The sequence below is a fragment of the Streptomyces sp. NPDC003327 genome (genome assembly GCF_053589515.1).
In genome coordinates, this window is sequence record NZ_JBSFSA010000012.1 from 21,148 (window position 1) to 46,365 (window position 25,218).

Annotated in this window: 16 protein-coding genes; 8 read left to right on the forward strand and 8 right to left on the reverse strand. The window is 73.6% G+C overall.

All coding sequences use genetic code 11. The features are described from left to right. Window positions 1-153 precede the first annotated feature (153 nt). Complete coding sequence (locus ACWDVG_RS13560) at window positions 154-5,094, forward strand: NAD-glutamate dehydrogenase (RefSeq protein ID WP_451699248.1); 4,941 nt, start codon at window positions 154-156, stop codon at window positions 5,092-5,094. 90 nt (window positions 5,095-5,184) lie between these two features. On the opposite strand, the gene ACWDVG_RS13565 is transcribed toward ACWDVG_RS13560, so the two are convergent. From ACWDVG_RS13565 to ACWDVG_RS13575, 3 genes are all read right to left on the reverse strand, one after another. Next, window positions 5,185-6,507: a glycosyltransferase 87 family protein gene (locus tag ACWDVG_RS13565; RefSeq protein ID WP_451699250.1), complete on the reverse strand. Its 1,323-nt coding sequence runs from the start codon at window positions 6,505-6,507 to the stop codon at window positions 5,185-5,187. 116 nt (window positions 6,508-6,623) lie between these two features. Continuing rightward, window positions 6,624-7,439 carry an ABC transporter ATP-binding protein gene (locus tag ACWDVG_RS13570; protein WP_451699252.1) on the reverse strand — a complete coding sequence of 272 codons (816 nt, stop codon included), beginning with the start codon at window positions 7,437-7,439 and terminating at the stop codon, window positions 6,624-6,626. After that, window positions 7,432-8,382 carry an ABC transporter permease gene (locus ACWDVG_RS13575; RefSeq protein ID WP_451699254.1) on the reverse strand — a complete coding sequence of 317 codons (951 nt, stop codon included), beginning with the start codon at window positions 8,380-8,382 and terminating at the stop codon, window positions 7,432-7,434. The genes ACWDVG_RS13570 and ACWDVG_RS13575 overlap by 8 nt, the downstream gene beginning before the upstream one ends. A 148-nt stretch (window positions 8,383-8,530) precedes the next feature. Here ACWDVG_RS13575 and ACWDVG_RS13580 point away from each other — a divergent pair, with 148 nt between their 5' ends. Further along, window positions 8,531-9,130, forward strand: coding sequence for a TetR/AcrR family transcriptional regulator (locus ACWDVG_RS13580; RefSeq protein ID WP_451699256.1), 600 nt, complete (start codon window positions 8,531-8,533; stop codon window positions 9,128-9,130). A gap of 76 nt (window positions 9,131-9,206) precedes the next feature. On the opposite strand, the gene ACWDVG_RS13585 is transcribed toward ACWDVG_RS13580, so the two are convergent. The 4 genes from ACWDVG_RS13585 to ACWDVG_RS13600 all read right to left on the reverse strand — a co-directional run bounded on the left by ACWDVG_RS13585 (window position 9,207) and on the right by ACWDVG_RS13600 (window position 17,105). Further along, complete coding sequence (locus ACWDVG_RS13585) at window positions 9,207-10,058, reverse strand: carbohydrate ABC transporter permease (RefSeq protein ID WP_451699258.1); 852 nt, start codon at window positions 10,056-10,058, stop codon at window positions 9,207-9,209. Then, window positions 10,055-11,485, reverse strand: coding sequence for a carbohydrate ABC transporter permease (locus ACWDVG_RS13590; protein WP_451699260.1), 1,431 nt, complete (start codon window positions 11,483-11,485; stop codon window positions 10,055-10,057). The genes ACWDVG_RS13585 and ACWDVG_RS13590 overlap by 4 nt, the downstream gene beginning before the upstream one ends. A 10-nt stretch (window positions 11,486-11,495) precedes the next feature. Then, on the reverse strand, window positions 11,496-12,869 hold the full coding sequence (locus tag ACWDVG_RS13595) for an ABC transporter substrate-binding protein (RefSeq protein WP_451699262.1): 1,374 nt from the start codon (window positions 12,867-12,869) through the stop codon (window positions 11,496-11,498). 177 nt (window positions 12,870-13,046) lie between these two features. Next, window positions 13,047-17,105: an FHA domain-containing protein gene (locus tag ACWDVG_RS13600; RefSeq protein WP_451699264.1), complete on the reverse strand. Its 4,059-nt coding sequence runs from the start codon at window positions 17,103-17,105 to the stop codon at window positions 13,047-13,049. Between the two features lie 448 nt (window positions 17,106-17,553). Here ACWDVG_RS13600 and ACWDVG_RS13605 point away from each other — a divergent pair, with 448 nt between their 5' ends. The 4 genes from ACWDVG_RS13605 (at window position 17,554) to ACWDVG_RS13620 (ending at window position 22,961) form a co-directional block, all read left to right on the forward strand. After that, the gene (locus ACWDVG_RS13605) at window positions 17,554-19,332 is read left to right on the forward strand and encodes a serine/threonine-protein kinase (protein WP_451699267.1); all 1,779 of its coding nucleotides are present in this window, start codon (window positions 17,554-17,556) and stop codon (window positions 19,330-19,332) included. 107 nt (window positions 19,333-19,439) lie between these two features. Continuing rightward, window positions 19,440-20,708, forward strand: coding sequence for a serine/threonine-protein kinase (locus tag ACWDVG_RS13610; RefSeq protein ID WP_451699269.1), 1,269 nt, complete (start codon window positions 19,440-19,442; stop codon window positions 20,706-20,708). 36 nt (window positions 20,709-20,744) lie between these two features. Next, complete coding sequence (gene prfB, locus ACWDVG_RS13615; RefSeq protein ID WP_451699271.1) at window positions 20,745-21,851, forward strand: peptide chain release factor 2; 1,107 nt, start codon at window positions 20,745-20,747, stop codon at window positions 21,849-21,851. A 372-nt stretch (window positions 21,852-22,223) separates the two neighbouring features. Next, entirely contained in the window at window positions 22,224-22,961 is a 738-nt protein-coding gene (locus ACWDVG_RS13620; protein ID WP_451699273.1) for an LPXTG cell wall anchor domain-containing protein, read from the forward strand. A 148-nt stretch (window positions 22,962-23,109) separates the two neighbouring features. On the opposite strand, the gene ACWDVG_RS13625 is transcribed toward ACWDVG_RS13620, so the two are convergent. Then, window positions 23,110-23,292: a hypothetical protein gene (locus tag ACWDVG_RS13625; protein WP_451699275.1), complete on the reverse strand. Its 183-nt coding sequence runs from the start codon at window positions 23,290-23,292 to the stop codon at window positions 23,110-23,112. A gap of 235 nt (window positions 23,293-23,527) precedes the next feature. Between ACWDVG_RS13625 and ftsE the strand changes: the two genes are divergently transcribed. Further along, window positions 23,528-24,217, forward strand: coding sequence for a cell division ATP-binding protein FtsE (gene ftsE, locus ACWDVG_RS13630; protein WP_030692056.1), 690 nt, complete (start codon window positions 23,528-23,530; stop codon window positions 24,215-24,217). Window positions 24,218-24,238: 21 nt separating this feature from the next. Next, window positions 24,239-25,156 carry a permease-like cell division protein FtsX gene (ftsX, locus tag ACWDVG_RS13635; RefSeq protein ID WP_451699277.1) on the forward strand — a complete coding sequence of 306 codons (918 nt, stop codon included), beginning with the start codon at window positions 24,239-24,241 and terminating at the stop codon, window positions 25,154-25,156. Window positions 25,157-25,218: the final 62 nt, after the last annotated feature.

Consider the following 25,218-nt stretch of genomic DNA (forward strand, 5'->3'; position numbering starts at 1 on the left):
TTCGTCCGGAAGAGCCGCGCTCCGTGGCCGAGAACGATCCGGGCGTCTCTCATTCGGGCATAACGTCATCTTCGACCGGAATCACCGCGTCGTGGCGTTGTGCCCTTTCTTCCACCGACGTCACGCAACGGCGCGCGACAGGAGCCAGAGGACATGCAGACCAAGCTGGACGAAGCAAAGGCCGAGCTGCTCGAGAGGGCCGCCCGGGTAGCTGAGCACAGCCCGGTCGGGGGGCGACTTCCGACGGGCGGGGACGGCGCGGGCCCGGACCGGGACACCGTGCTCGACTACCTCCAGCGCTACTACCTGCACACCGCGCCCGAGGACCTGACGGACCGCGACCCGGTGGACGTCTTCGGCGGAGCGCTCTCGCACTACCGGCTGGCCGAGAACCGCCCGCAGGGCACCGCGAACGTGCGCGTCCACACGCCCACGGTGGAGGAGAACGGCTGGACGAGCAGCCACTCCGTCGTCGAGGTCGTCACCGACGACATGCCCTTCCTGGTCGACTCCGTCACCAACGAGCTGTCCCGCCAGGGCCGCGGCATCCACGTCGTGATCCACCCGCAGGTCCTCGTCCGCCGTGACGTCACCGGCAAGCTCATCGAGGTCCTGTCCGCGCAGATCCACGGCGAGCTGCCGCACGACGCGATCACCGAGTCCTGGATCCACGTCGAGATCGACCGCGAGACCGACCGCGCCGACCTCAAGCAGATCACCGCCGACCTGCTGCGCGTCCTCTCCGACGTCCGCGAGACCGTCGAGGACTGGGAGAAGATGCGCGACGCCGCGCTGCGCATCGCCGACGGCCTCGCCGACGAGCCCACCGCCTCCGACCTGCGGCCCACCGAGGTCGAGGAGGCCCGCGAGCTGCTGCGCTGGCTCGCCGACGACCACTTCACCTTCCTCGGCTACCGCGAGTACGAGCTGGTCGACGGCGACGCCCTGTCCGCCGTCCCCGGCACCGGCCTCGGCATCCTGCGCTCCGACCCGCACCACAGCGGCGACGACCAGGGCCACCACGCCCACCCCGTCTCGCCGTCGTTCAGCCGGCTGCCCGCCGACGCCCGCGCCAAGGCCCGCGAGCACAAGCTGCTGATCCTGACGAAGGCCAACAGCCGCGCGACCGTGCACCGCCCCTCGTACCTCGACTACGTCGGCGTGAAGAAGTTCGACGCCGACGGCAACGTCGTCGGCGAGCGCCGCTTCCTCGGCCTGTTCTCCTCGGCCGCCTACACCGAGTCCGTCCGCCGGGTCCCGGTCGTCAAGCGCAAGGTCCAGGAGGTCCTGGAGGGCGCCGGCTTCTCGCCCAACAGCCACGACGGCCGCGACCTGCTCCAGATCCTGGAGACCTACCCGCGCGACGAGCTCTTCCAGACCCCGGTCGACCAGCTGCAGTCCATCGTCACCAGCGTCCTGTACCTCCAGGAGCGCCGCCGGCTGCGGCTCTACCTGCGCCAGGACGAGTACGGCCGCTACTTCTCGGCCCTCGTCTACCTGCCGCGCGACCGCTACACGACCCGCGTCCGGCTGCGGATCATCGACATCCTGAAGGAGGAGCTCGGCGGCACCAGCGTCGACTTCACCGCCTGGAACACCGAGTCGATCCTCTCCCGCCTCCACTTCGTCGTCCGCGTCCAGCCCGGCACCGAGCTGGCGAAGCTGACCGACGCCGACGTCGACCGCATCGAGGCCCGGCTCGTCGACGCGGCCCGCTCCTGGTCCGACGGCTTCGGCGAGGCGCTCAACGCCGAGTTCGGCGAGGAGCGCGCCGCCGAGCTGCTGCGCCGCTACGGCAACGCCTTCCCCGAGGGCTACAAGGCGGACCACTCCCCGCGCGCCGCCGTCGCCGACCTGGTCCGCATGGAGGCCCTGGCCACCAGCGGCAAGGACTTCGCGCTCTCCCTGTACGAGCCCGTCGCCGCGGGCCCCGGCGAGCGCCGCTTCAAGATCTACAAGACGGGCGACCAGATCTCCCTCTCCGCCGTCCTGCCGGTGCTCAACCGGCTCGGCGTCGAGGTGACCGACGAGCGCCCGTACGAGCTGCGCTGCTCCGACCGCACCTCGGCCTGGGTCTACGACTTCGGCCTGCGGATGCCGTCCACCGGCGGCAGCGGCGGCTACCTCGCCGAGGACGCCCGCGAGCGCTTCCAGGAGGCCTTCGCCGCCACCTGGACCGGCGAGGCCGAGAACGACAACTTCAACTCCCTCGTCCTCTCCGCCGGGCTCACCTGGCGCGAGGCGATGGTGCTGCGCGCCTACGCCAAGTACCTGCGCCAGGCCGGTTCGCCGTTCAGCCAGGACTACATGGAGGACACCCTCCGCAACAACGTCCACACCACCCGGCTGCTCGTCTCCCTCTTCGAGGCCCGGATGGCGCCGGAGCGGCAGCGCGCCGGCACCGAGCTGATCGACGGCATCCTGGAGGAGCTCGACGGCGCCCTCGACCAGGTCGCGAGCCTGGACGAGGACCGCATCCTGCGCTCCTTCCTCACCGTCATCAAGGCCACGCTGCGCACGAACTTCTTCCAGAGGACGGCGGAGGGCACCCCGCACGCCTACGTGTCGATGAAGTTCGACCCGCAGGCGATCCCCGAGCTGCCCGCCCCGCGGCCCGCCTTCGAGATCTGGGTGTACTCCCCGCGCGTCGAGGGCGTCCACCTGCGCTTCGGCAAGGTCGCCCGAGGCGGTCTGCGCTGGTCCGACCGGCGCGAGGACTTCCGCACCGAGGTCCTCGGCCTGGTCAAGGCGCAGATGGTGAAGAACACCGTCATCGTGCCCGTCGGCGCCAAGGGCGGCTTCGTCGCCAAGCAGCTCCCGGACCCGTCCGTGGACCGGGACGCCTGGCTGGCCGAGGGCATCGAGGCGTACAAGACCTTCATCTCGGCGCTGCTCGACATCACCGACAACCTGGTCGCGGGCGAGGTCGTGCCGCCGGTCGACGTGGTCCGCCACGACGAGGACGACACCTACCTGGTGGTCGCCGCCGACAAGGGCACCGCGACCTTCTCCGACATCGCCAACGGCGTCGCGGAGGCGTACGGCTTCTGGCTGGGCGACGCGTTCGCCTCCGGCGGTTCGGCCGGGTACGACCACAAGGGCATGGGCATCACCGCCCGCGGCGCCTGGGAGTCCGTCAAGCGGCACTTCCGCGAGCTGGGCCACGACACGCAGACCGAGGACTTCACCGTCGTCGGCGTCGGCGACATGTCCGGCGACGTCTTCGGCAACGGCATGCTGCTCTCCGAGCACATCCGCCTCGTGGCCGCCTTCGACCACCGGCACATCTTCGTCGACCCGAACCCGGACGCGGCCACCTCGTACGCCGAGCGCCGCCGCCTCTTCGAGCTGCCCCGCTCGTCCTGGGCCGACTACAACACCGAGCTGCTCTCAGCGGGCGGTGGCATCCACCCGCGCACCGCGAAGTCGATCCCGGTCAACGCGCCGATGCGGGCCGCCCTCGGCATCGAGGACGGCATCACCAAGATGACGCCGGCCGAGCTGATGAAGGCGATCCTGCAGGCGCCCGTCGACCTGCTCTGGAACGGCGGCATCGGTACGTACGTCAAGTCGTCCGCCGAGTCGAACGCGGACGTCGGCGACAAGGCCAACGACGCCATCCGCGTCGACGGCCAGGACGTCCGCGCCAAGGTCATCGGCGAGGGCGGCAACCTCGGAGCGACCCAGCTGGGCCGCATCGAGTTCGCGCGGACCGGCGGCCGGGTCAACACCGACGCCATCGACAACAGCGCCGGCGTCAACACCTCCGACGTCGAGGTCAACATCAAGATCCTGCTCAACGGGCTCGTCACCGAAGGTGACATGACCGTCAAGCAGCGCAACAAGATCCTCGCGGAGATGACCGACGAGGTCGGCACGCTCGTCCTGCGCAACAACTACGCGCAGAACGTCGCCCTCGCCAACGCCGAGGCGCAGTCGCCGTCCCTGCTCCACGCCCACCAGCGGTTCATGCGCCGCCTGGGCCGCGACGGGGCGCTCGACCGCTCCCTGGAGTTCCTGCCGAGCGACCGGCAGATCCGTGAGCTGCTGAGCGGCGGCAAGGGCCTGACCCAGCCGGAGCTCGCCGTCCTCCTCGCGTACACCAAGATCACGGTGGCCGACGAGCTGATCGGTACCGAGCTGCCCGACGACCCGTACCTGCGCGGGCTGCTCCACGCGTACTTCCCGACGCTGCTGCGCGAGAAGTTCCTCGACGCGATCGACAACCACGCCCTGCGCCGCGAGATCGTCACCACGGTCCTGGTCAACGACACCGTCAACACCGGCGGCTCGACCTTCCTGCACCGCCTCCGCGAGGAGACCGGGGCGTCCCTGGACGAGATCGTGCGGGCGCAGACCGCGGCGCGCGCGATCTTCCGCCTGAGCGAGGTCTGGGACGCCGTCGAGGCCCTGGACAACCGGGTCCCCGCCGAGGTCCAGACCCGGATGCGGCTGCACTCGCGCCGACTCGTCGAGCGCGGCACCCGCTGGCTGCTCAACAACCGGCCCCAGCCGCTGGCGATCGGCGAGACCATCGAGTTCTTCGCCGAGCGGGTCGAGCAGGTCTGGGCGCGGCTGCCGCAGCTGCTGCGCGGCGCGGACCTGGAGTGGTACCGGTCGATCCTGGCCGAGCTGACCGAGGTCGGCGTGCCGGAGGAGCTCGCGCTGCGGGTCGCCGGGTTCTCCTCGGCCTTCCCGACGCTCGACATCGTGGCGATCGCCGACCGCACGGGCAAGGAGCCGCTCGCGGTGGCCGAGGTCTACTACGACCTGGCCGACCGGCTGCGGATCACCGACCTGATGGACCGGATCATCGAGCTGCCGCGCAGCGACCGCTGGCAGTCGATGGCCCGCGCCTCGATCCGTGAGGACCTGTTCGCGGCGCACGCGGCGCTGACCTCGGACGTCCTGGCGGCGGGCAACGGCACCTCCTCGCCGGAGGAGCGGTTCAAGGCCTGGGAGGAGAAGAACGCGGCGATCCTGGGCCGCGCGCGGACGACCCTGGAGGAGATCCAGGGCTCGGACACCTTCGACCTGGCGAACCTGTCGGTGGCCATGCGGACGATGCGCACGCTGCTGCGCACCCACAGCTAGTCGAAGCCCGTCAGCGGAGGGCCCCGCCGGTGCGTCCGGCGGGGCCCTCCGTCGTTCCTCGGGGTCCGCGGCCCGGGGTGGGCCGCGCGGTCACTCCTCCGAGGGCGGCGGGGTGACCGTCGCCGTCCAGAGGCGGCGCGCGGCGAGCAGGGCGGCGGCGAGCAGCAGGCCGTTGCGCAGGACCATCACGGCGAGGCCCGTCGGGGTGCCGGCGGCGATCTCCCCGTACAGGACGGGGTACGCGAGCGAGCTCAGCGCCGCGGCCGGCAGGAGCAGCAGCACCACCGGGCGCATCACGGTCTCGCGCGAGGTCAGGCAGACGGCGCCGAGGCCGATCAGCCAGATCATGTACTGGGGGCTGATCACCCGGCTGGTGACGGTGAAGAGCAGGACGGCGGCGAGGGCCGCGTCGAGCGGGGTCGCCCGGCTCCAGCGGTGGGCCCGCAGCCGCCAGAGCAGCAGCCAGCCGAGGGCGGCGACCGTGAACAGCAGGGCCAGGTGGCCGAGGCTGGAGACGTACGGGCCGACGTACTCGTACGCGCCGTAGCGGAGCTCCACCGTGCCCGCCCAGCCGCCGGTGGCGCGGGCGAGCGCGAGGGCCGTGCCACCGAGCGACTCGATCTGGATGCCGCGCGCCCCCTGCTGGCGCAGGAACCCGAGCGAGTCGGAGGAGAACAGCGCCAGGACGGCGAGGAGCGCGCCCATGGTGACGGCCGCGGCGGTCCACGCCTCGCGGGTGGTACGGCCCCGGGGCGTGCCGATCAGGGTGAGCAGCGGCCACACCTTGACGAGGGCGCCGAGCCCGGCGAGCGCGCCGCCCAGGCGGTGCGCGGCGGTCCGGGGGTGGGTGGCGGTGGGGCGGGCCTTCAGGGCGAGGAGGGCGAGGACGGCGAGGGCGGTGGCCTGGACGTCGTACCGCGCGAGGGGGAGGTGCAGGAGCAGGGGGAGGCCGCAGACCCATACCCAGGCGCCGTGGGTGAGGCGCTCGCTGTCCGCGACGGCGAGGGCGAGGGTCACGACCGCGTCGGCGAGGAGGGTGAGCGCGACGAAGGCCTGGAAGTAGGTGAGCCAGGGCAGCAGGCCGGGGGACATGATCACCAGGCCCGCGCCCGGCGGGTACTGCCAGGTGGGGTCGCCGGGCGGGAAGGTGCCGTCGGCGAACTGGCCGTACCAGTACCGGTAGAGGAGGTACACCTCCCGGCCCACGCCGCCGACGCCGAGGTTGTCGCGGAGGAGCAGCAGGAGCATGCCGACCCGGGTGAGCAGCCAGACGGTGCCGAGGGCGATCCGGGGGCCGTGGCCGACCGTGACGAAGGTGGCGGAGGTGAAGGTGTCCGACGCGAAGGGCGAGCGGGTGAGGGAGGGCGGCGGGGGCGTGCCCGGACGAGGAGGGTGCGGCTGATCGTTCGTCACCCTCCGACCTTAGGGCGGTATGCAGCTTTTGCTCCGCTTATTCCGGCCGTACCGGTGAACCGCTCCGGTGAACGGGTTCGGTGAACGGGTTCGGTGAACCGGTTCGGGCGGTGGGGTCACCCGGCCCCGGTGAACTCCTCGTACGCCGCCACGACCTCCTCCGCCGGGCCGTCCATCCGCAGCGTCCCCGCCTCCAGCCACAGCGCCCGCTCGCAGGTCTCGGTGATCGTCACGTTCGCGTGGCTGACCAGGAAGACCGTCCCCGCCTCGGCCCGCAGCTCGTCGATCCGCTGCCGGCTGCGGCGGCGGAAGCGGGCGTCGCCCGTGGACAGGGCCTCGTCGATGAGGAGGACGTCATGGCTCCGGGCGGCGGCGATCGAGAAGCGCAGCCGGGCGCCCATGCCGGAGGAGTACGTCCGCATCGGGCGGGAGATCGCGTCGTCCTTCTCGTTGACGCCGGAGAACTCGACGATCGCGTCGTAGCGCTCGCGGACCTCGGCGCGGCTCATGCCCATGGCCAGGCCGCCGAGGATGACGTTGCGCTCGCCCGTCAGGTCGTTCATCAGGGCCGCGTTCACGCCGAGGAGGGTCGGCTGCCCCTGGGTGTAGACGCGGCCGCGCTCGACGGGCAGGAGGCCCGCGACGGCCTTCAGGAGGGTGGATTTGCCGGACCCGTTCGAACCGATCAGGCCAATCGCCTCGCCCCGGTAGGCGGCGAAGCTCACGCCCCGCACGGCGTGCACCCGGCGGGTGGCGGGGACCGGCCGGTCGCGCCGCACCAGCCGGGCGAGCGCGGCGGTGGCGGCACCCCGGCCGGCCGGCCCGGTCCCGCCGCCGGTGCCGTTCCCGCTGCCGCCGTTCACGGTGTACGTGACGTGGACGCCGTCCACGACGACGGTGGGGGTCCGGTCGGTCCTCTCGGTGTCAGCCACGGCCGTACGACTCCTCCGCCTGCCAGAACCACACGAAACCGCCCGCGAAGGCCGCCACGGCCCAGCCGACGGCGAGCGCCCAGACGTGCGGCGGCAGCTGCGCCGCCGGGTGGCTGTCGATCAGAGCGAACCGCACGAGGTCGATGTAGACCGCCGCCGGATTGCACTGGAGGGCGAGGACGACGGCGTCCGGGAAGCGGCCGCTGTCCGCCAGGTTCCGGATCGACCACATGGCGCCGGAGGCGTACATCCAGGTGCGCAGCACGAACGGCATCAGCTGGCTGACGTCCGGGGTGCGGGCGGCGATCCGCGCGAGGGCGAGCGCCACGCCCGCGTTGAACAGGGCCTGGCAGCCGAGGGCGGGAACCGCGAGCAGCCAGCTCCGGGCGGGGAACTGGCCGCAGCAGAGGAGGATCACGCAGAGCGCGCCGAGCGAGAGCAGGAGCTGCTGCAGCTGCTGGAGGGCGAGCGAGAGGGGCAGGGCGGCGCGCGGGAAGTGCAGGGCGCGGACCAGGCCGAGGTTGCCGCTGATCGCCCGGGTCCCGGTCATCACCGTGTCGGCGGTGAAGGTCCACACGAAGACGCCGGTGAGGAGGAAGGGGACGTAGTCGGGGACGCCGTGCCGGGCGTTCATCAGGACCCCGAAGATCACGTAGTAGACGGCCGCGTTGAGGAGCGGGGTCATCACCTGCCAGACCTGGCCGAGCCGGGCCTGGCTGTACTGGGCGGTGAGCCGGGCGGTCGCGAAGGCGGCGATGAAGTCGCGGCGGGACCAGAGCTGCCGGACGTACGCGGGGAGGGCGGGGCGGGCGCCGCTGACGGAGAGGCCGTGGCGGAGGGCGAGCGCCCTCAGGTCCTCAGGCGGGGGGACCGCCGCGCGGGGTGGTGCCGGTGCGGTCCCGGGGGCTTTTCCAGGCGGCGGGGCGAGGCTCGTGGTGGTCATGTGCGGCGCTTTCGACGAGGGGCGCGGGCGTCGTCGGCCCGTACGACGACGGAACGGGTCCGTATCGTCGCTACGGGGAGAGTAGGACGCTCGAACGTCGGAACGCAACCGTATCGTCGTGACGTGGGCGTTGGTTAGGATGCCGTCCATGACCCCACCGACCCCCCGCCGCGCCCCCGCCGGGGCCGCCGTGCTCCGCGAGGACGTGACCGAGGCCATCCGCGCCGCCGTCTTCGAGGAACTCGCGGCCGTCGGCTTCGCCCGGATGTCCATCGAGGGCATCGCGCGCCGCGCGGGCGTCGGCAAGACCGCCGTCTACCGGCGCTGGAAGTCGAAGCTCTCGCTCGTCCTCGACCTCGTCGGCGCCTTCGCCGAGCAGGGGCTGCCCGCGCCCGCCACCGGAAGCCTGGACGGCGACGTGCGCGCGCTCCTGGAGGTCGCGGCGCACGCCCTGCGCCACCCGGTCGCCTCGCAGATCGTCCCCGACCTGCTCGCCGAGGCCGCCCGGCACCCCGAACTCGCCGAGGCCGTCACGGCGGCGCTGCTCGACCCGCAGCGCGGCGTCGTCGCCCGGATCGTCCACGAGGCCGTCGCGCGCGGCGAACTCCCCGAGGGCACCGACCCGGCCCGCGCCCTCGACCTCGTCGTCGGCCCGCTCTACTGGCGCCTGGCCGTCGTCAGGACCGCACCGCCCGAGGGGTACGTGGAGGGGCTCGCCCGCTCGGCGGTCGCCGCGCTCCGGGCGTAGGCGGGGCAGGCCGCGGTGCTGGTGGGTCGGGGCGCAGGCAACAGGGGCCCGGGGGAGGGCCGGCCCCTGTTGCCGGCTACTTCACCGCGCCCGCCATCACCCCCGACACGAACTGGCGCTGGAACGCGAAGAAGACCACCAGCGGCACCACCATCGACAGGAACGCTCCCGGCGCCAGCACGTCCACGTTGTTGCCGAACTGGCGGACCTGCTGCTGGAGCGCCACCGTGATCGGCGGCGACTGCGAGTCGGCGAAGATCAGCGCGACCAGCATGTCGTTCCACACCCACAGGAACTGGAAGATCCCGAGCGAGGCGATCGCCGGACCGCCGAGCGGCAGCACCACCCGGGTGAACAACCGGATCTCGCCCGCCCCGTCCAGCCGGGCGGCCTCCAGCAGCTCGCGCGGGATCTCCGCGAAGAAGTTCCGCAGCAGGAAGATCGCGAACGGCAGCCCGAAGGCCGTGTGGAAGAGGACCACCCCGAGGGTCGTCTCGAAGAGCCCGACCGCGCCGAAGAGTTCCGAGACCGGCACCAGCGCCACCTGCACGGGCACCACGAGCAGCGCGACCACGCCCAGGAACCACCAGTCGCGCCCCGGGAAGTCCAGCCAGGCGAAGGCGTACCCGGCGAGCGAGCCGATAACGAGGACGAGGAGCGTGGCCGGGACGGTGATCGCGACGGTGGAGAGCAGCGAACCCGTGAAGGTGTCGTTGGAGAGCAGCCGGGTGTAGTTCTCGGTGGTCAGCTGGGCCGGGGCGGTGAACACCCGCCACCAGCCGTCGGACGCGATGTCCGACGGCGAGCGGAGCGAGGAGAACAGCAGCCCGATCGTCGGCAGCAGCCAGAACAGGCCGGCCAGGACGAGGAAGACCCGGACGGTGCCGGACGCGGCCTTCGCCGCGAGCCGGGAGGCGACGGACTTCACCTGCGGGACTCCCTTCGCATGCGGCGGACGTTGACCGCCATCACCGGCAGGACCAGCAGCAGCAGGACGACCGCGATCGCCGAGCCGATCCCGAGGTCCGCGTCCGTGCCGAAGGACGAGCGGTACAGCTGGAGCGCGAGGACGTTGGCGTCGTCCTGCGCCGAACCCGGCGCGATCACGAAGACCAGGTCGAAGATCTTCAGCACGTTGATCATCAGCGTGACGAGGACGACCGCGAGGACGGGCGCCAGGAGCGGCACCGTGATCCGGCGGAACACCTGCCACTCGTTCGCCCCGTCCACCCGCGCCGCTTCGAGCAGCTCGCGCGGCACGGCCGCGAGCCCGGCCCCGATCAGCACCATCGCGAACCCGGCCCACATCCACACGTACGCGCCGATGACCGCGGGCGTGACGAGCGAGGGGCCCAGCCACTCGACGCCGTTGTACTGCTCCCGGAAGTTGCTCTCCGGGAGCCGGAGCACGGCCCCCTCGGCGCGGTCGGCCGGCAGCGAGAACGTGCCGTCGGCCGCCGCCGTGGCCGTGGCGACCACCGTCCCGTCCCGCACGGCCTCGATCCGCAGGCCGCGCAGCCCGAGCTCCTTCGGGTCGACGACGTTCGGCTTCCCGCCGCCGCCCCGGGTGAAGTCCAGCCACGCCGTGCCGCTGATCGTGTCCCCGGCCGAGGGGGCCGGAGACCCGGGGCCGGAGTCGGGTGCGCGGGCGGGACGGGCCCCCTCCGGCATGTCGGCGGGCGCCACGCCGACCAGCGGGAGCAGCACGGGCACCCCGGCCCGTACCGGCTCCTTCGTCACGTACGCGCCGCCGCCCGCCGCCTCCAGCGGATGCACCGGCAGCGGCCGGGCCCGCGGGAAGACGGAGGACTCGGCGAAGGTGTCGTGGACGCCGACCCAGACCGCGTTGGCGATGCCGCGGTCCGGGTCCTGCTCGTAGACCAGCCGGAAGATGATCCCGGCCGCCAGCATCGAGATCGCCATCGGCATGAAGACGACCAGCTTGAAGGCCGTGCCCCAGCGGACCCGCTCGGTCAGCACCGCGAAGATCAGACCGAGCGCGGTCGCCACCGCCGGGGCCACCACCAGCCACACCAGGTTGTTGCGGACGGCGGTGCGGAGCGAGTCGTCGGTGACGAGGGCCAGGTAGTTGTCCAGGCCGACGAAGGAGCCGCCGGAGGAGTCGAAGAACGACCGCCGGACCGAGTAGCCGATCGGATAGACGACGAGCGCGCCGAGGAGGAGCAGGGAGGGGAGCAGGAAGGCCGTCGCGACCGCACGGCTCCTGCCCTGCGTCGCCGAAGTCCGCTTTCCCGCCGTTCGCCTTCCCGCCGTTCGGCCTTCCGCCGTCCGCTCCTCCGCCGTCTGCCCTGCCGTCGTCTGCCCTGCCGTCGTCCGTGCTGTTGCGCGTGGCATCGGCGCGGCCTCAGCTCTTCGGCGTGTTCCGGTACGCCTTCGCCGCATCGGCCTCCAGGCGCGCCTGCGTCCCCGCCACGTCCTTCGGGTTCTTCAGGAAGTCCTGGAGCGCCTTCCACTCGCCCTTGCCCGGCGTGCCGCCGAAGGACTGCGGCATCTGGTCCGACATGTCGAAGCGGAAGTCGTCACCGGCCCCGATCAGCGCCTTCGCGATCTCGCGCTGGACGTCGTTCGGATACGCGGCCGGGTCCAGGTTCTTGTTCGGCGAGAGGAACCCGCCCTCGGCCGCCCAGATCTTCGCCGCGTCCGGGGAGGCGAGGAACGCGAGCAGCGCCTGCGCGCCCTTGGTGTCCTTCAGGGCCACGGCCGCGTCGCCCGCCGTCACCACCGGCGCCGTGCCGGACGCGCCGACCGTCGGGAACGGGAAGACCTTCGCGTCCTTGCCGATCTCCGCCTTCGTCTGCGCGATGTTGACGGTGGCGAAGTCGCCCTCGAAGACCATCGCGCCCTTCGGCTGGTCGCCGCCCGTGAACGTCTGCGTGACCGAGACCGGGTACTCCGTCTGGAGCGCGCCGCTCGTCCCGCCCGCCAGCAGCTCCGGCTTGCCGAACAGCTCGCCGAGCGTCTTCAGGGCCGCGGCCACCGACGGGTCGGTCCACTTGATCTCGTGCTTCGCCAGCTGGTCGTACTTGGCCGGGCCCGCCTGCGAGAGGTAGACGTTCTCGAACCAGTCGGTGAGCGTCCAGCCGTCCGCGCCGCCGACCGAGACCGGGGTGACGCCGGACGCCGAGATCGTCTCGGCGGTCGCCAGGAAGTCCTTCCAGGTCTTCGGCTCGGTGGCGCCCGCGTTCTCGAACGCCGCCGTGTTGTACCAGACCAGGGACTTGTTGGCGGCCTTGAAGTACACCCCGTACTGGGTGCCGTCGACCGCGCCGAGCTCCTGCCAGCCGCGCGAGTAGTTGGCGGCGAGCGCCGCCTCCACCTCCGGGCCGACCGGCTTGATCCACTTCTGGGCGGCGGCCTGCCGGATCGCACCGACCTGCGGCAGCATCGCCACGTCCGGCGGGGAGCCGCCGGCGATCTTCGTACCGAGGAAGTTCACGATCGGGTCCTGCGCCGGCACGAAGGTGACGGTCGCGCCGGTCCGCTTCTCGAACTCCCGCAGAACCTTGGTGAAGTTCTCCTGCTCGGGTCCCGTCCAGACGGCGGCGACCTCGATCTTCTCGCCCTTGAGGGCTCCGTCCGCAGGTGCGGTGGCCCCGGTCGGCCCGGGGTCCGGGTCCTTGGCCGGCTCCTCCCCACAGGCGGTGAGGGCGAGCGCCGTGACGGCCATGAGGGCCGTGAAGGTCGCTGCGGCCTTGCGTGGACGAAGAGTTGTACGCATCGCTGCCCCGTCTCTTTCGTGCGCGTAGCTGTCCCGTCCGACAGGTCTACGCCGGGGTTCGGAGCCCCGCAATACCGCCTCCCGTGTCACGTGGGTGATCGTGATTCGCTTGTGACGTCCAGTCAGGGTGCGGTGCGGGTGCGGCCGGTGGTGCGTCAGGTGCGCGTCGGACGCGCGTCAGGCGTGGGTGAGGGGCGGTACGGGGGTGGCCTCCACCGACCGGGCCGCCCGGTCCAGGGCGCTGGCGAGCAGGGCCAGGTCCGTCGGCCCGTTGCCCAGTTCGCGGACCGGGCGCCGGGTGGGCGGGTCGCCCATCCGCTCCCACTCCAGCGGTACGACGGTCGGGCGGAGCGTCGCCGTCCGCGGGATCCGGCCGGTCACGCGACCCGTCTGGAACGGCGTCACCCGGCCGTCCGGGTGACCGAGTCGGCCCCGTCCGGGAGACGGCACGTCCGGGCCGGGCGCCACGGGCGGCGCGTCCAGCACGATCCGCAGCCGGGCGCCGTGGGCCAGCTCGGTGTCCGCGGTGCGGTCCGGGCGCGACGAGGTCGCGATGAGGTGGACCCCGAGCCGCTCGCCGTTGCGGGCGACGGCCTCAAGGGCCCGTACGACGGACCCGGCGGCGGGCCTGCCGGGGGCGCCGAGCGCGGGCGCGACGAGCGCGTCGAAGTCGTCCACGAGGACGACGAGCCGCGGCAGCGGGCCCGTCTCGCCCCGGTCGCCGCCCTCGGCTGCGCGGGGGGCGCGGCCGCCCGCGTCCCGCAGGGGCAGCCGCCCGCTGGGCGTGTCCCCGAGGAACGCGTCGGCGGCGCCGGGCCCGCCCTCCTGCTCGTCGTCGACCCGGAGGGTCCGCCCACTGGCCCGGTCGTACGGCGCCCCGTCCCCGGGCCGCGGAATCCGCCCGCCGACGCGCCCACTCGCACTGCCGCCGAGGTCGTCCGCGCCCGGGTGGGGGGTGCGGCCACTGCTCCGGCCACCGAGGTCGCCGGCGCCGCCGGGGTTCCCGGGGCGGGGGATGCGCCCGCCGGCACGACTGCCGAGGTCGTCGGCGCCGGGGTATCCGGTCCGGCTGCTGGCGCGGCCGCTCACGTCGTCCGCGCCCGGGTACGCCGTACGGCCGCTGGCGCGGCCCTCGGCCTCGCCTGCGCCGGGGTAGGGGCGGCGGCTGCTGGGCGTGCCGCCCACGTCGTCGGCGCCGGGGTACGCCGTTCGGCCGCTGGCGCGCCCGCCCACGTCCTCCGCGCCGCCCGGGTACGACGTCCGGCCACTGCCCCGGCCGCCGAGGTCGCCCCCCGGGTACGGGGTCCGGCCACTGCCGCGCCCGCCCACGTTGTCCGCCCCGCCCGGGCGGGGGATGCGCCCGCCGGCGCGGCTCTCCGCCTCGCCGGCGGCCGGGTAGGAGCGGCGGCTGCTGGGTGTGCCGCCCAGGTCGTCGGCGCCGGGGTGCGGCGTCCGGCCGCTGGCGCGGCCGCCCACGTCCTCCGCGCTCGGGTACGGCGTCCGGCCGCTGGTGCGGGGGTCCAGGTCGTCGGCGCCCGCGTACGGGGCCCGGCCACTGCTCCGGCCCTCGGGCTCGTTCGCGTACGGGCGGCGGGTGCCCGGCAAGGAGCCGACCGGGCCGTTGCCCGTGCGGAGGGTGCGGCTGCTCGGGCGGTCCTGGAGGGTGGGGGCGTCCGGAACGCGGGCCGTCGCGCGGGCGCCCTGCGGCATCGACTCGGCGGCGCTCGGGGTCCGCTGGCCGATCACCGAGCGGGCGCCCCGGCGCTCGGCGAAGGTGCCGTCGCCGAGGAGCTCGGCCCTGCGCTTCAGTTCGGCGCCCAGCGCCTGGGCGAACTCCCGCATCCGGACCGGGTCCGAGGCCACGAGGTGCTCGGTGACGTGCGGCAGCTCCGTACAGGCCGCGAGGCCCTCGCCGCGCTCGCCGCCCGCGCCGTCGACGAGGAGCAGGCCGAGCCGGTCGGGGCGGCCCCCGGCGGCGAGGGAGGCGGCGATCGAGCGGAGCAGTTCGGTGCGGCCGCTTCCGGCCGGGCCCTCGATGAGGAGGTGCGGGCCCTCCGCCGTCAGGTCGACGGACAGCGGCCCGTGCGGACCGGCGCCGAGCACGGCCGTGCCGTCCCCGGCGGAGGCCCAGCGGGCCATGAGCGAGGCGGGCGTCGCGCGGGCCAGGCCGAGCTCGTCGAGGAGCCGGGCACTGGGCGGCAGGGCGGCGGCCCGGCCGTTCAAGGAGGACCCCGTCTCCGTACGCAGCGGGGCGAGGGCGCGGCCGAAGCGCTCCGCCCAGGCGACGGAGACCGCGTCGACGACGCCGACCGTGCCGTGCCCGGCGACGCGCCCGCCGGAGGTGCGGAGCAGCCGCAGGGCGGTCGCCACGTCCCCGCTGAGGAGCACGGCGGCCCCGCACTCGCGGAAGGCGAGGGAAGCGGCGCACGCGGACTCGTAGGTGGCGGCGACCGGGGAGACGGGGGAGGCCGCGGGGGCCTCGGCGAGGCACACGAGGTGGATGCCCGCGGCGGCTCCGGCCCCGGCGAGCCGGGCGACGGTCTCGCGGAGGGCCGCCGAGCCGGGGTCGCCGTCCACGACGACCAGGGTCCTCGGTCCGTCGTGGCGGGCGGCGGCCTCGGCGACGGCCGCGCGGTCGGCGCTGGGCCAGGCGGGGCCGAGCGGGCCCTCGTCCAGGCGGCGGGTCAGCTCGGCCGTACGGGCCTGGGCCTGCTCGCGGTCGTACGCGAGGAGCAGCCGGCAGTCCTGGCCGTGCGCCGGGCGGACGTGCGGCAGCCAGCCGAGCCAGCCCCAGGCGCGCCGCCGCTCCTCCAGGGGGCGGTTGCGGTCGGCGCTGAGCAGCACGATCTCCAGGTCGGCGGGGGAGTGCAGCGCGGCGAGCTGGGCGACGACGGAGCGGGCGAGTCCGGCGAGCCGGGTCGCGGGCCCGGCGAGGCCGAGGGAGCCGGCCTCGCGGAGACCGACGGTGACGGGGACCCCGGAGAGCTCGGCGCGGTCGGTGGTGCCGAGCCGGACGACCAGGGCCTCGGGGTGGTGCGGGCCCCGCTCCCAGAGGCGGGGGCCGGGGCCGAGGGCGGTGAGGAGGACGGCGGACGGGTCGGGCCAGGTGCCGGCTGCGGGCGCCGAGGCGAGGTCGGAGTCGGAGCCGGAGCCGGAGCCGGTGCCGGGGTCGTGGGCGTCCTGGCGCGCGGCGGTGGAAGCGGCGGCCGGGGAGCCCGGGGGCATCCCGGTGGCGGGGGCGGCCGGCTCGTCGCGGCCGCCCGCGAGGCGCCGGGCCCAGGCGCCCAGGCCGCGCCTGCCACCGCCGCCCACGGCCCCGGTGCCGCCCGCACGCGCGGGTGCTCCGGGCTGCCGGGTCCTGCTGTGCGCCTCGACCGCGTCGGAGCCGCCGGCCCCGGCCCCATGGTCGTCGGCGTCCTCCACGCGCGTGTGGCCGGAGGCGCCGGGGCCCTCGTCGAACCGGACGCCCCGCGCGCCGCCGTGCGTGGCGCCCGGGTCCGGCTCGTACACCTCGGGCAGGGGCCGGGCGCCGCCCGTCCCGAGGGCCGGGCCGTCGGGCTCCGTGCGCGCCCCTTCGGGGCCGGGCGCGATCCGCAGGTGGCCCTCGCCGTCGGGGGTGGTCGCCCGCGTCCGCGGGCCGCCGGGCTCCTCGCCCGGGCCGGTGAGCCGCAGGGCCGACTCGCCGAGGCGCAGCAGGGAGCCGGGGCGCAGGGGGACCGGGCGGTCGCCGACGGGGGCGCCGTCGAGGGTCGTGCCGTTCGTGGAGCCCAGGTCGGCGACGGTCACCCGGCCGTCCCGTCCGACGGTGACGGTGCAGTGCGCGCGGGAGACGTCCGGGTCGTCGAGCGGCACGTCGGCCTCGACGGAGCGGCCGATCCTGATCCGCCCGCCGTGCAGGAGGTGCACCCCGCCCGCGTCCGGTCCTGCGACGACGTGCAGCCGGGCGGTGGCGGCCGTGTCGACGCGGTCGTCGGGGCCGGGTGTCTGGAGCGAGAGGACGGCGCCGTCCACCAGGGGCGGCTCGCCGAGCACGCAGCGGCGGGAGTCGAGGCGCTCCCCGCCCGCGTACAGCACGGTGGTGCCGGAGGCGGAGGAGTCGGGGCCGGTGACGGCCGCGGCCAGCTGGGAGGCCACGGCGGCGAGCGCCGTCCCGGCCGGGGCGGTGACGAGCACGTCGCAGGCACGGCCGGCGGCGTGGCCGGCGTGCGGCGCGAGGACGGTCAGCCGGATCTGCATCGCCGTCAGCGGTCCCTTCTGCGCGACATGCCCGGCAGGGGAACCGCCCTGTCTCTCCCCCCACCCGGCACGGACGCGTCGCCCGGTACAGGTCGGCACGGCGCGGGGGCTCCCGACCCCAACCGATGCGGCGTGCTGGGTGCATCCTCGCACCTGCCACCGACAACCCGCCCCCGGGTCACCCTCACGTGATCTTGATTGGTCGCCCGTGGACGCAAAAGTGCCTGATTGGGCATGCCGGGGGAACGTGCCCGGCAACCCCGGCGGCGCGCGGAGCGTCTTCTTCCGGACAGGAAACAGTGGAATCCGGCCTGTGGACGACCGGCCGGTGACCCGTTCGGCGGCACTAAAGTGGGTCGGACACCCGGACGGGTCACACAACAGAGGACAGGGACCGGGAGCAGCAGACCGGACACCCCAGGACCACGATCAGCAGGGAGCGCGTGACGTGCGGCCTATCGGCAGCAAGTACCTGCTCGAGGAGCCGCTCGGCCGCGGCGCCACGGGCACCGTCTGGCGAGCCCGCCAGCGGGAGACGGCGGGCGCCGAGGCGGCCGTTCCGGGCCAGCCCGGCGAGACCGTCGCGATCAAGGTCCTCAAGGAGGAGCTGGCCAACGACGCGGACATCGTGATGCGCTTCCTGCGCGAGCGGTCCGTGCTGCTGCGGCTCACCCACCCGAACATCGTGCGCACCCGCGACCTCGTCGTCGAGGGTGACGTCCTCGCCCTGGTCATGGACCTCGTCGAGGGCCCCGACCTGCACCGGTACATCAGGGAGAGCGGCCCGCTGACCCCGGTCGCCGCCGCCCTCCTGACCGCGCAGATCGCCGACGCGCTCGCCGCGAGCCACGCCGACGGCGTCGTCCACCGCGACCTGAAGCCGGCGAACGTCCTGCTCGCCGAGCAGGGCGGCGAGATGCACCCGATGCTGACCGACTTCGGCATCGCGCGCCTCGCCGACTCCCCGGGCCTCACCCGCACCCACGAGTTCGTCGGCACGCCCGCGTACGTCGCGCCGGAGTCCGCCGAGGGCCGCCCGCAGACCTCCGCCGTGGACATCTACGGCGCCGGAATCCTCCTCTACGAGCTGGTCACCGGCCGCCCGCCGTTCGCCGGCGGCACCGCCCTCGAAGTGCTGCACCGCCACCTCAGCGAGGAGCCCCGCCGTCCCTCGACGGTTCCCGGACCGCTGTGGACGGTCATAGAGCGCTGCCTCAGCAAGGACCCGGACCGGCGGCCGAGCGCCGTGAACCTGGCGCGCGCCCTGCGCACGGTCGCCGCGGGCATCGGCGTGCACGCCACGCCCGCCCAGATCGAGGCCGCGGACGGCGTCGGGGCGCTCCTCGCCCCCGACCCGGCGCCCGCGCCGGTCCCGGAGACCCCGGGCGCGGACCCGGCCGGGGCGACCCAGGTGCTGCTCAGCGGCTCCGCCGGCGCCTCGTACGACCCGGCGGCCGCCACCAGCGTCCTGCCGACCGGCGGACCGGCCGGAGCCGCCGACCCGACGGCCGTGCTGCCCACGGGCGGCCCCGGCGGACGCGGCCCCGCGGGCGGCGCCGACCCGACCGCCGTCATGCCCCCCGTACCGCAGAACCCGCCGGGCGAGGAGCCGCACCCCTGGCAGAACCAGCTGCGCGCCGCCCGGGACCGCAACGAGCAGACGCAGGTGCAGTACCTCGATCCGAGCGAGGACCCGCTGCGCCGCCGCCCCCAGCGGCAGCCCCAGCAGCCGCAGCAGCCGCCCCGGCCGCCGCAGGGCCGGCCCCAGCCGTACCAGCAGCAGCACCAGGCGCCCCAGCGGCCCGCCCCCCAGCCGTACCAGCAGCCGCAGCACCCGGCGCCCCAGCAGTACGCCCCCGCCCCGCAGCAGCAGCAGTACGCGCCGCCCCAGCAGCAGTACACGCCCCCGCAACCGCCGCCCCAGGCGCCCGCGCCCGCCGCGCCGCGCCGCGAGCCGCGCCCGCCGCGTCAGCGCAGCGCCAACCCGGTGCGCATTCCCGGGCTCGGCTGCCTCAAGGGCTGTCTGGTGATGATCGTCCTCTTCGTCGTCGCCGGCTGGCTCATCTGGGAGCTGACCCCGCTCCAGAGCTGGATCGCCGAGGGCAAGAGCTACTGGGAGGCCATCGGCGACGGCATCTCGTCCTTCACCGGCTGGGTCTCCGACATCGTCGGCAGCACCGACACCGGCTCCACCTCCGGGGGTGCTACCGGCGGTACGGGACAGTAATACTGCCGATTTATCGACTTCCGAGGGGTGAATTCCCCTCGGGAGTGACGTCCGGCGGCCGTGGACGCGTAACTTTGACGCGAACCGCAGCCGCTGAGGGAGCAGTCTTGGCACGGAACATCGGCAGCCGCTACACCGCCCACCAGATCCTCGGACGGGGCAGCGCCGGAACGGTGTGGCTCGGCGAGGGCCCCGAGGGGCCCGTCGCCGTCAAACTGCTGCGCGAGGACCTGGCCTCCGACCAGGAGCTCGTCGGCCGCTTCGTCCAGGAGCGGACCGCCCTGCTCGGCCTCGACCACCCCCGGGTGGTCAAGGTCCGCGACCTCGTCGTCGACGGCAACGACCTGGCCCTCGTCATGGACCTCGTCCGCGGCACCGACCTGCGCACCCGCCTCGACCGCGAGCGCAGGCTCGCCCCCGAGGCCGCCGTCGCGATCGTCGCCGACGTCGCCGACGCCCTCGCCGCCGCGCACGCGGCCGGGGTCGTCCACCGTGACGTCAAGCCCGAGAACATCCTCCTCGACATGGAGGGACCGCTCGGCCCCGGCGGCGCCCACCCCGCCCTCCTCACCGACTTCGGCGTCGCCAAGCTGATCGACACCCCCGGGCGCACCAAGGCCACCCGGATCATCGGCACCCCCGACTACCTCGCCCCCGAGATCGTCGAGGGCCTGCCGCCCCGCGCCGCCGTCGACATCTACGCCCTCGCGACCGTCCTGTACGAGCTGCTCGCCGGCTTCACCCCGTTCGGCGGCGGCCACCCGGGCGCCGTCCTGCGCCGCCACGTCACCGAGACCGTCGTCCCGCTGCCCGGCATCCCCGAGGAGCTGTGGCAGCTGGTCGTCCAGTGCCTGGCGAAGGCCCCGGCCTCCCGGCTGCGCGCCTCCGAGCTCGGCACCCGCCTCCGGGACGTCCTGCCGATGCTCAAGGGCATCCCGCCACTGGACGTGGACGAACCCGACGCGGAACCCGCGCCCCAGGAGTCGTACGAGGACGAGGCGTACGCCACCGCGACGGGCGCCGGGACCGGTTCCGGGGCGGGCGAGCCCGCGCCGCGCCGGGCCGCCGTCCCGCTCGTGCCGGGCGCCTCCGCCGACTCCCACCGGGACACCCACACCTCCATGCGGGTCCCGGCCCCCGACGAGCTCTCCGGCGGGCCGCTCGGCACCGCCCGCGCGCCCCGCACCGCCGGTGCCCGCCGCCCCGGCTCCGCCCGCAACAGGGCGGGCACGGTCCGCAAGCGCCGCATCGCGTTCGGCGTGGTGGCCCTCGTGGTCGCCGGCGCGCTGGGCGCGGGCGGCTACCTCGCGGCCTCCGGGGACGAGGACGCGCCGCCCCAGGACTCCAAGCAGTCGTCCCAGCCGTCCCAGCCGTAGGTTCGGTCCCCGGCCGCGAGCCGTTACGCTGGACGCGTGGCAGTCGTCGATGTATCCGAAGAGCTGAAGTCCCTCTCCTCGACCATGGGGTCGATCGAGGCCGTCCTGGACCTCGAGAAGCTGAGGGCCGACATCGCCGTGCTCGAAGAGCAGGCCGCGGCCCCGTCCCTGTGGGACGACCCGGAGGCGGCGCAGAAGATCACGAGCAAGCTTTCGCACCTCCAGGCCGAGGTCCGCAAGGCCGAGGCCCTGCGCGGCCGCATCGACGACCTCGGGGTGCTCTTCGAGCTCGCCGAGGAGATGGACGACGCGGACACCCTCGCCGAGGCCGAGGCGGAGCTGGCCTCCGTCCGCAAGGCGCTCGACGAGATGGAGGTCCGCACCCTCCTCTCCGGCGAGTACGACGAGCGCGAGGCGCTGGTCAACATCCGCGCCGAGGCCGGTGGCGTCGACGCCTCCGACTTCGCCGAGCGGCTCCAGCGCATGTACCTGCGCTGGGCGGAGCGCCACGGCTACCCGACCGAGGTCTACGAGACCTCGTACGCGGAAGAGGCCGGCATCAAGTCGACCACCTTCGTGGTGAAGGCCCCGTACGCCTACGGCACGCTCTCCGTGGAGCAGGGCACCCACCGCCTGGTCCGCATCTCCCCCTTCGACAACCAGGGCCGCCGCCAGACGTCCTTCGCGGGCGTCGAGGTCCTCCCGGTCGTCGAGCAGTCCGACCACGTCGAGATCGACGAGTCCGACCTGCGCGTCGACGTCTACCGGGCCTCCGGCCCCGGCGGCCAGGGCGTCAACACGACCGACTCGGCTGTGCGCATCACCCACATCCCGACCGGCATCGTCGTCTCCTGCCAGAACGAGCGCTCGCAGATCCAGAACAAGGCGAGCGCCATGAACGTCCTGCAGGCCAAGCTGCTGGAGCGCCAGCGCCAGGAGGAGCGCGCCAGGATGGACGCGCTCAAGGGCGACGGCGGCAGCTCGTGGGGCAACCAGATGCGGTCGTACGTCCTCCACCCGTACCAGATGGTCAAGGACCTCCGTACGGAGTTCGAGGTCGGCAACCCGCAGGCGGTCCTCGACGGAGAGATCGACGGCTTCCTCGAGGCCGGCATCCGCTGGCGCAAGCAGACGGAGAAGTAGGCGCGCGCGACGGCGCGTCCGCGTACGGCCCGGGCTCCGCACCCCTCGGTGCGGGGCCCGTCGCATTCGCTGCCGCAAGCGGAACGAACGCCGTCCGGGCGCTTTGTCGACAAGGGAACTGCCTTCACAGGCCCCGGAGTTCAGGGTTTACGTCACAGTTGCATCCCCGCATGGCAGGCAAGTCGTGATCTTTCGGGCATCGCACGCGCAACGACCTTGACGCGTCATCGGAAACTCGGAAGGGTGGCGTACTGGCATGCGCAATTCTGGGGCGCGTGTGAACGGGGGCCGACCCAGTCGAGCGTCGCCCCTGCTGCGCGGGGCCCCGAGCGCTGCCCCATGACGAATTGAGCTACTGGGGGTAGCAGCCAGATGACGAAGCAGATGCGAGTCCGTATCGCGCGCGTCGCCGCAGGTGCGGTGATCGCCGCCGGTGCGTCGCTCACCGCGGCGGGTGCCGCGCAGGCCGTGGGCGCGTTCGGGGACAACGACCCCACGCCGGTTCCCACGTGCATCCCCGGCGACACCGGGTGCGAGACCACGCCGCCTCCCACCACGGAGCCGCCGGTCACCACGCCGCCGCCGACCACCGAGCCGCCGGTCACCACGCCGCCGGTCACGACCCCGCCGGTCACCACGCCGCCGGTCACGACCCCGCCGGTCACGACCCCGCCCGTGACGACTCCGCCGGTCACCACGCCGCCGGTCACGACCCCGCCGGTCGAGACCACCCCGCCGGTCGAGACCACCCCGCCGGGCACCGGCGAGACCACCCCGCCGAGCACCGGCGAGACCACCCCGCCGGCCCCGGGTGAGACCACCCAGCCCGGCACGGACGACAACGGCACCGACACCAACGGTGGCGACGAGCCCGGCACCTGCACCGTCGACCTCGACGGCGCCGAGTGCGTCGAGACCGGCAACAACAACACCGACACCAACAACGCCGGCTCGCAGCCCGTGCAGCAGGGCCAGGCCAAGGAGGAGCTCGCCGAGACCGGTGCGGCCGAGACCTCGTTCCTGGTCATCGGCGCCGCGACCATGATCGCGGGCGGCATCGGCTTCCGCCTGCTGCCGCGCGTCGTCGCCGGCGGTCGCACCGCCGCCTGAGGCGCCCGCGCCTGACGCGTCCGGGCCCGAAGGGCCCGCACCCGACGGACCCGCGCCGTTGAGCGCACGCGCATGCCGAAGGGCCGGGGAGCACGCTCCCCGGCCCTTCGTGTGTCTCCGGCTCGTGCGGCCTCGCGCACGCCGTTCGTCAGGCCGTCTGCACGGCCGCGAGCAGGGCGATCGCCGCCAGCAGGGCGACCGCGAGCGTCAGCAGCATCGAGGGGGACAACCCCTGGGGGGTCATCCGCTCCCGGTTCGCGCGGCAGACGGGGCAGCGGCCCTCGGCGACCGGTGCCGCGCAGTTGGCGCACACCAGTCGGTCGTAGGTCATGCGCGTTCCTCCTCCCGCACAGGGATACACACCAGGACAACGTCCGGCACGATCCGGACGTTCCCCCTACCACTGTGCCAGCTTCGCGGCGTTTCGGCGCGCCCCACCGGATCGCCACCGTTCCGCCCCGAGGGGCGAAAAGGATAAAGCACGCAAGACGGGACCGCGACTGCACGGGCCATCCCCGTTCGCGTAAGGTCACGCACACCTACTCCCGGCCGACCGTGGTGCATCCGTGATCCGATTCGACAACGTCTCCAAGTCCTATCCGAAGCAGAGCCGCCCCGCGCTCCGGGACGTCTCCCTGGAGATCGAGAAGGGGGAGTTCGTCTTCCTCGTCGGTTCCTCCGGCTCCGGAAAGTCGACCTTCCTGCGCCTGCTCCTGCGCGAGGAGCGCGCCAGCCAGGGGCAGGTCCACGTCCTCGGCAAGGACCTCGCCCGGCTCTCCAACTGGAAGGTGCCGCAGATGCGGCGTCAACTGGGCACCGTCTTCCAGGACTTCCGCCTGCTGCCCAACAAGACCGTCGCCGAGAACGTGGCCTTCGCCCAGGAGGTCATCGGCAAGCCGCGCGGCGAGATCCGCAAGGCCGTGCCGCAGGTCCTCGACCTCGTCGGCCTCGGCGGCAAGGAGGACCGCATGCCGGGCGAGCTGTCCGGCGGTGAGCAGCAGCGCGTGGCCATCGCCCGCGCCTTCGTCAACCGCCCGATGCTGCTGATCGCCGACGAGCCCACCGGCAACCTCGACCCGCAGACCTCCGTCGGCATCATGAAGCTGCTCGACCGCATCAACAGGACAGGGACCACCGTCGTCATGGCGACCCACGACCAGAACATCGTCGACCAGATGCGCAAGCGCGTCATCGAGCTGGAGAAGGGCCGCCTCGTCCGCGACCAGGCGCGCGGCGTCTACGGCTACCAGCACTGACGGCGGGGGATCCAGAACACCATGCGCGCTCAGTTCGTGCTCTCCGAGATCGGCGTCGGCCTCCGGCGCAACCTCACGATGACCTTCGCCGTCATCGTCTCCGTGGCCCTCTCGCTCGCCCTGTTCGGCGGGGCCCTGCTCATGCGCGAGCAGGTCAACACGATGAAGGACTACTGGTACGACAAGGTCAACGTCTCCATCTTCCTCTGCAACAAGACGGACGCGGCCGGCGGCACCAAGTGCGCCAAGGGCGCCGTCACGGAGCAGCAGAAGGAACAGATCAAAACCGATCTGGAGAAGATGGACATCGTCGAGACCGTCCACCACGAGACGGCCGACGAGGCGTTCGCGCACTACAAGGAGCAGTACAGCGACACGGCCATCGCGTCCGTCATCACGCCGGACCAGATGCAGGAGTCGTTCCGGGTCAAGCTCAAGAACCCCGAGAAGTACCAGGTCGTCGCCACCGCCTTCGCCGGCCGCGACGGCGTCGAGTCGGTCCAGGACCAGCGGGGCATCCTGCAGAACCTCTTCGACCTGATGGACGGCATGCGGATCGCCGCCTTCGGCGTCATGGCGCTCATGCTGGTCATCGCGCTGATGCTGATCGTGAACACCGTCCGCGTCTCGGCCTTCAGCCGCCGCCGCGAGACCGGCATCATGCGGCTCGTCGGCGCCTCCAGCTTCTACATCCAGATGCCGTTCATCATGGAGGCCGCCTTCGCCGGACTCCTCGGCGGCGCGGTCGCCTGCGTGCTGCTGCTGGTCGGCCGGTACTTCCTCATCGACCACGGCCTGGCGCTCGCCGACAAGATGCAGCTGGTCAACTTCATCGGCTGGGACGCCGTCTTCACCGTGCTGCCGCTCGTCCTCGTCATCGGCCTCCTCATGCCGGCCGTGGCCGCGTTCATAGCGCTGCGCAAGTACCTGAAGGTGTGAGAAAGACACCCTGGCATCGAGGGGCGTCGTGCGGCCAAAGCCCGTGCGGCGCCCCTCTTTTG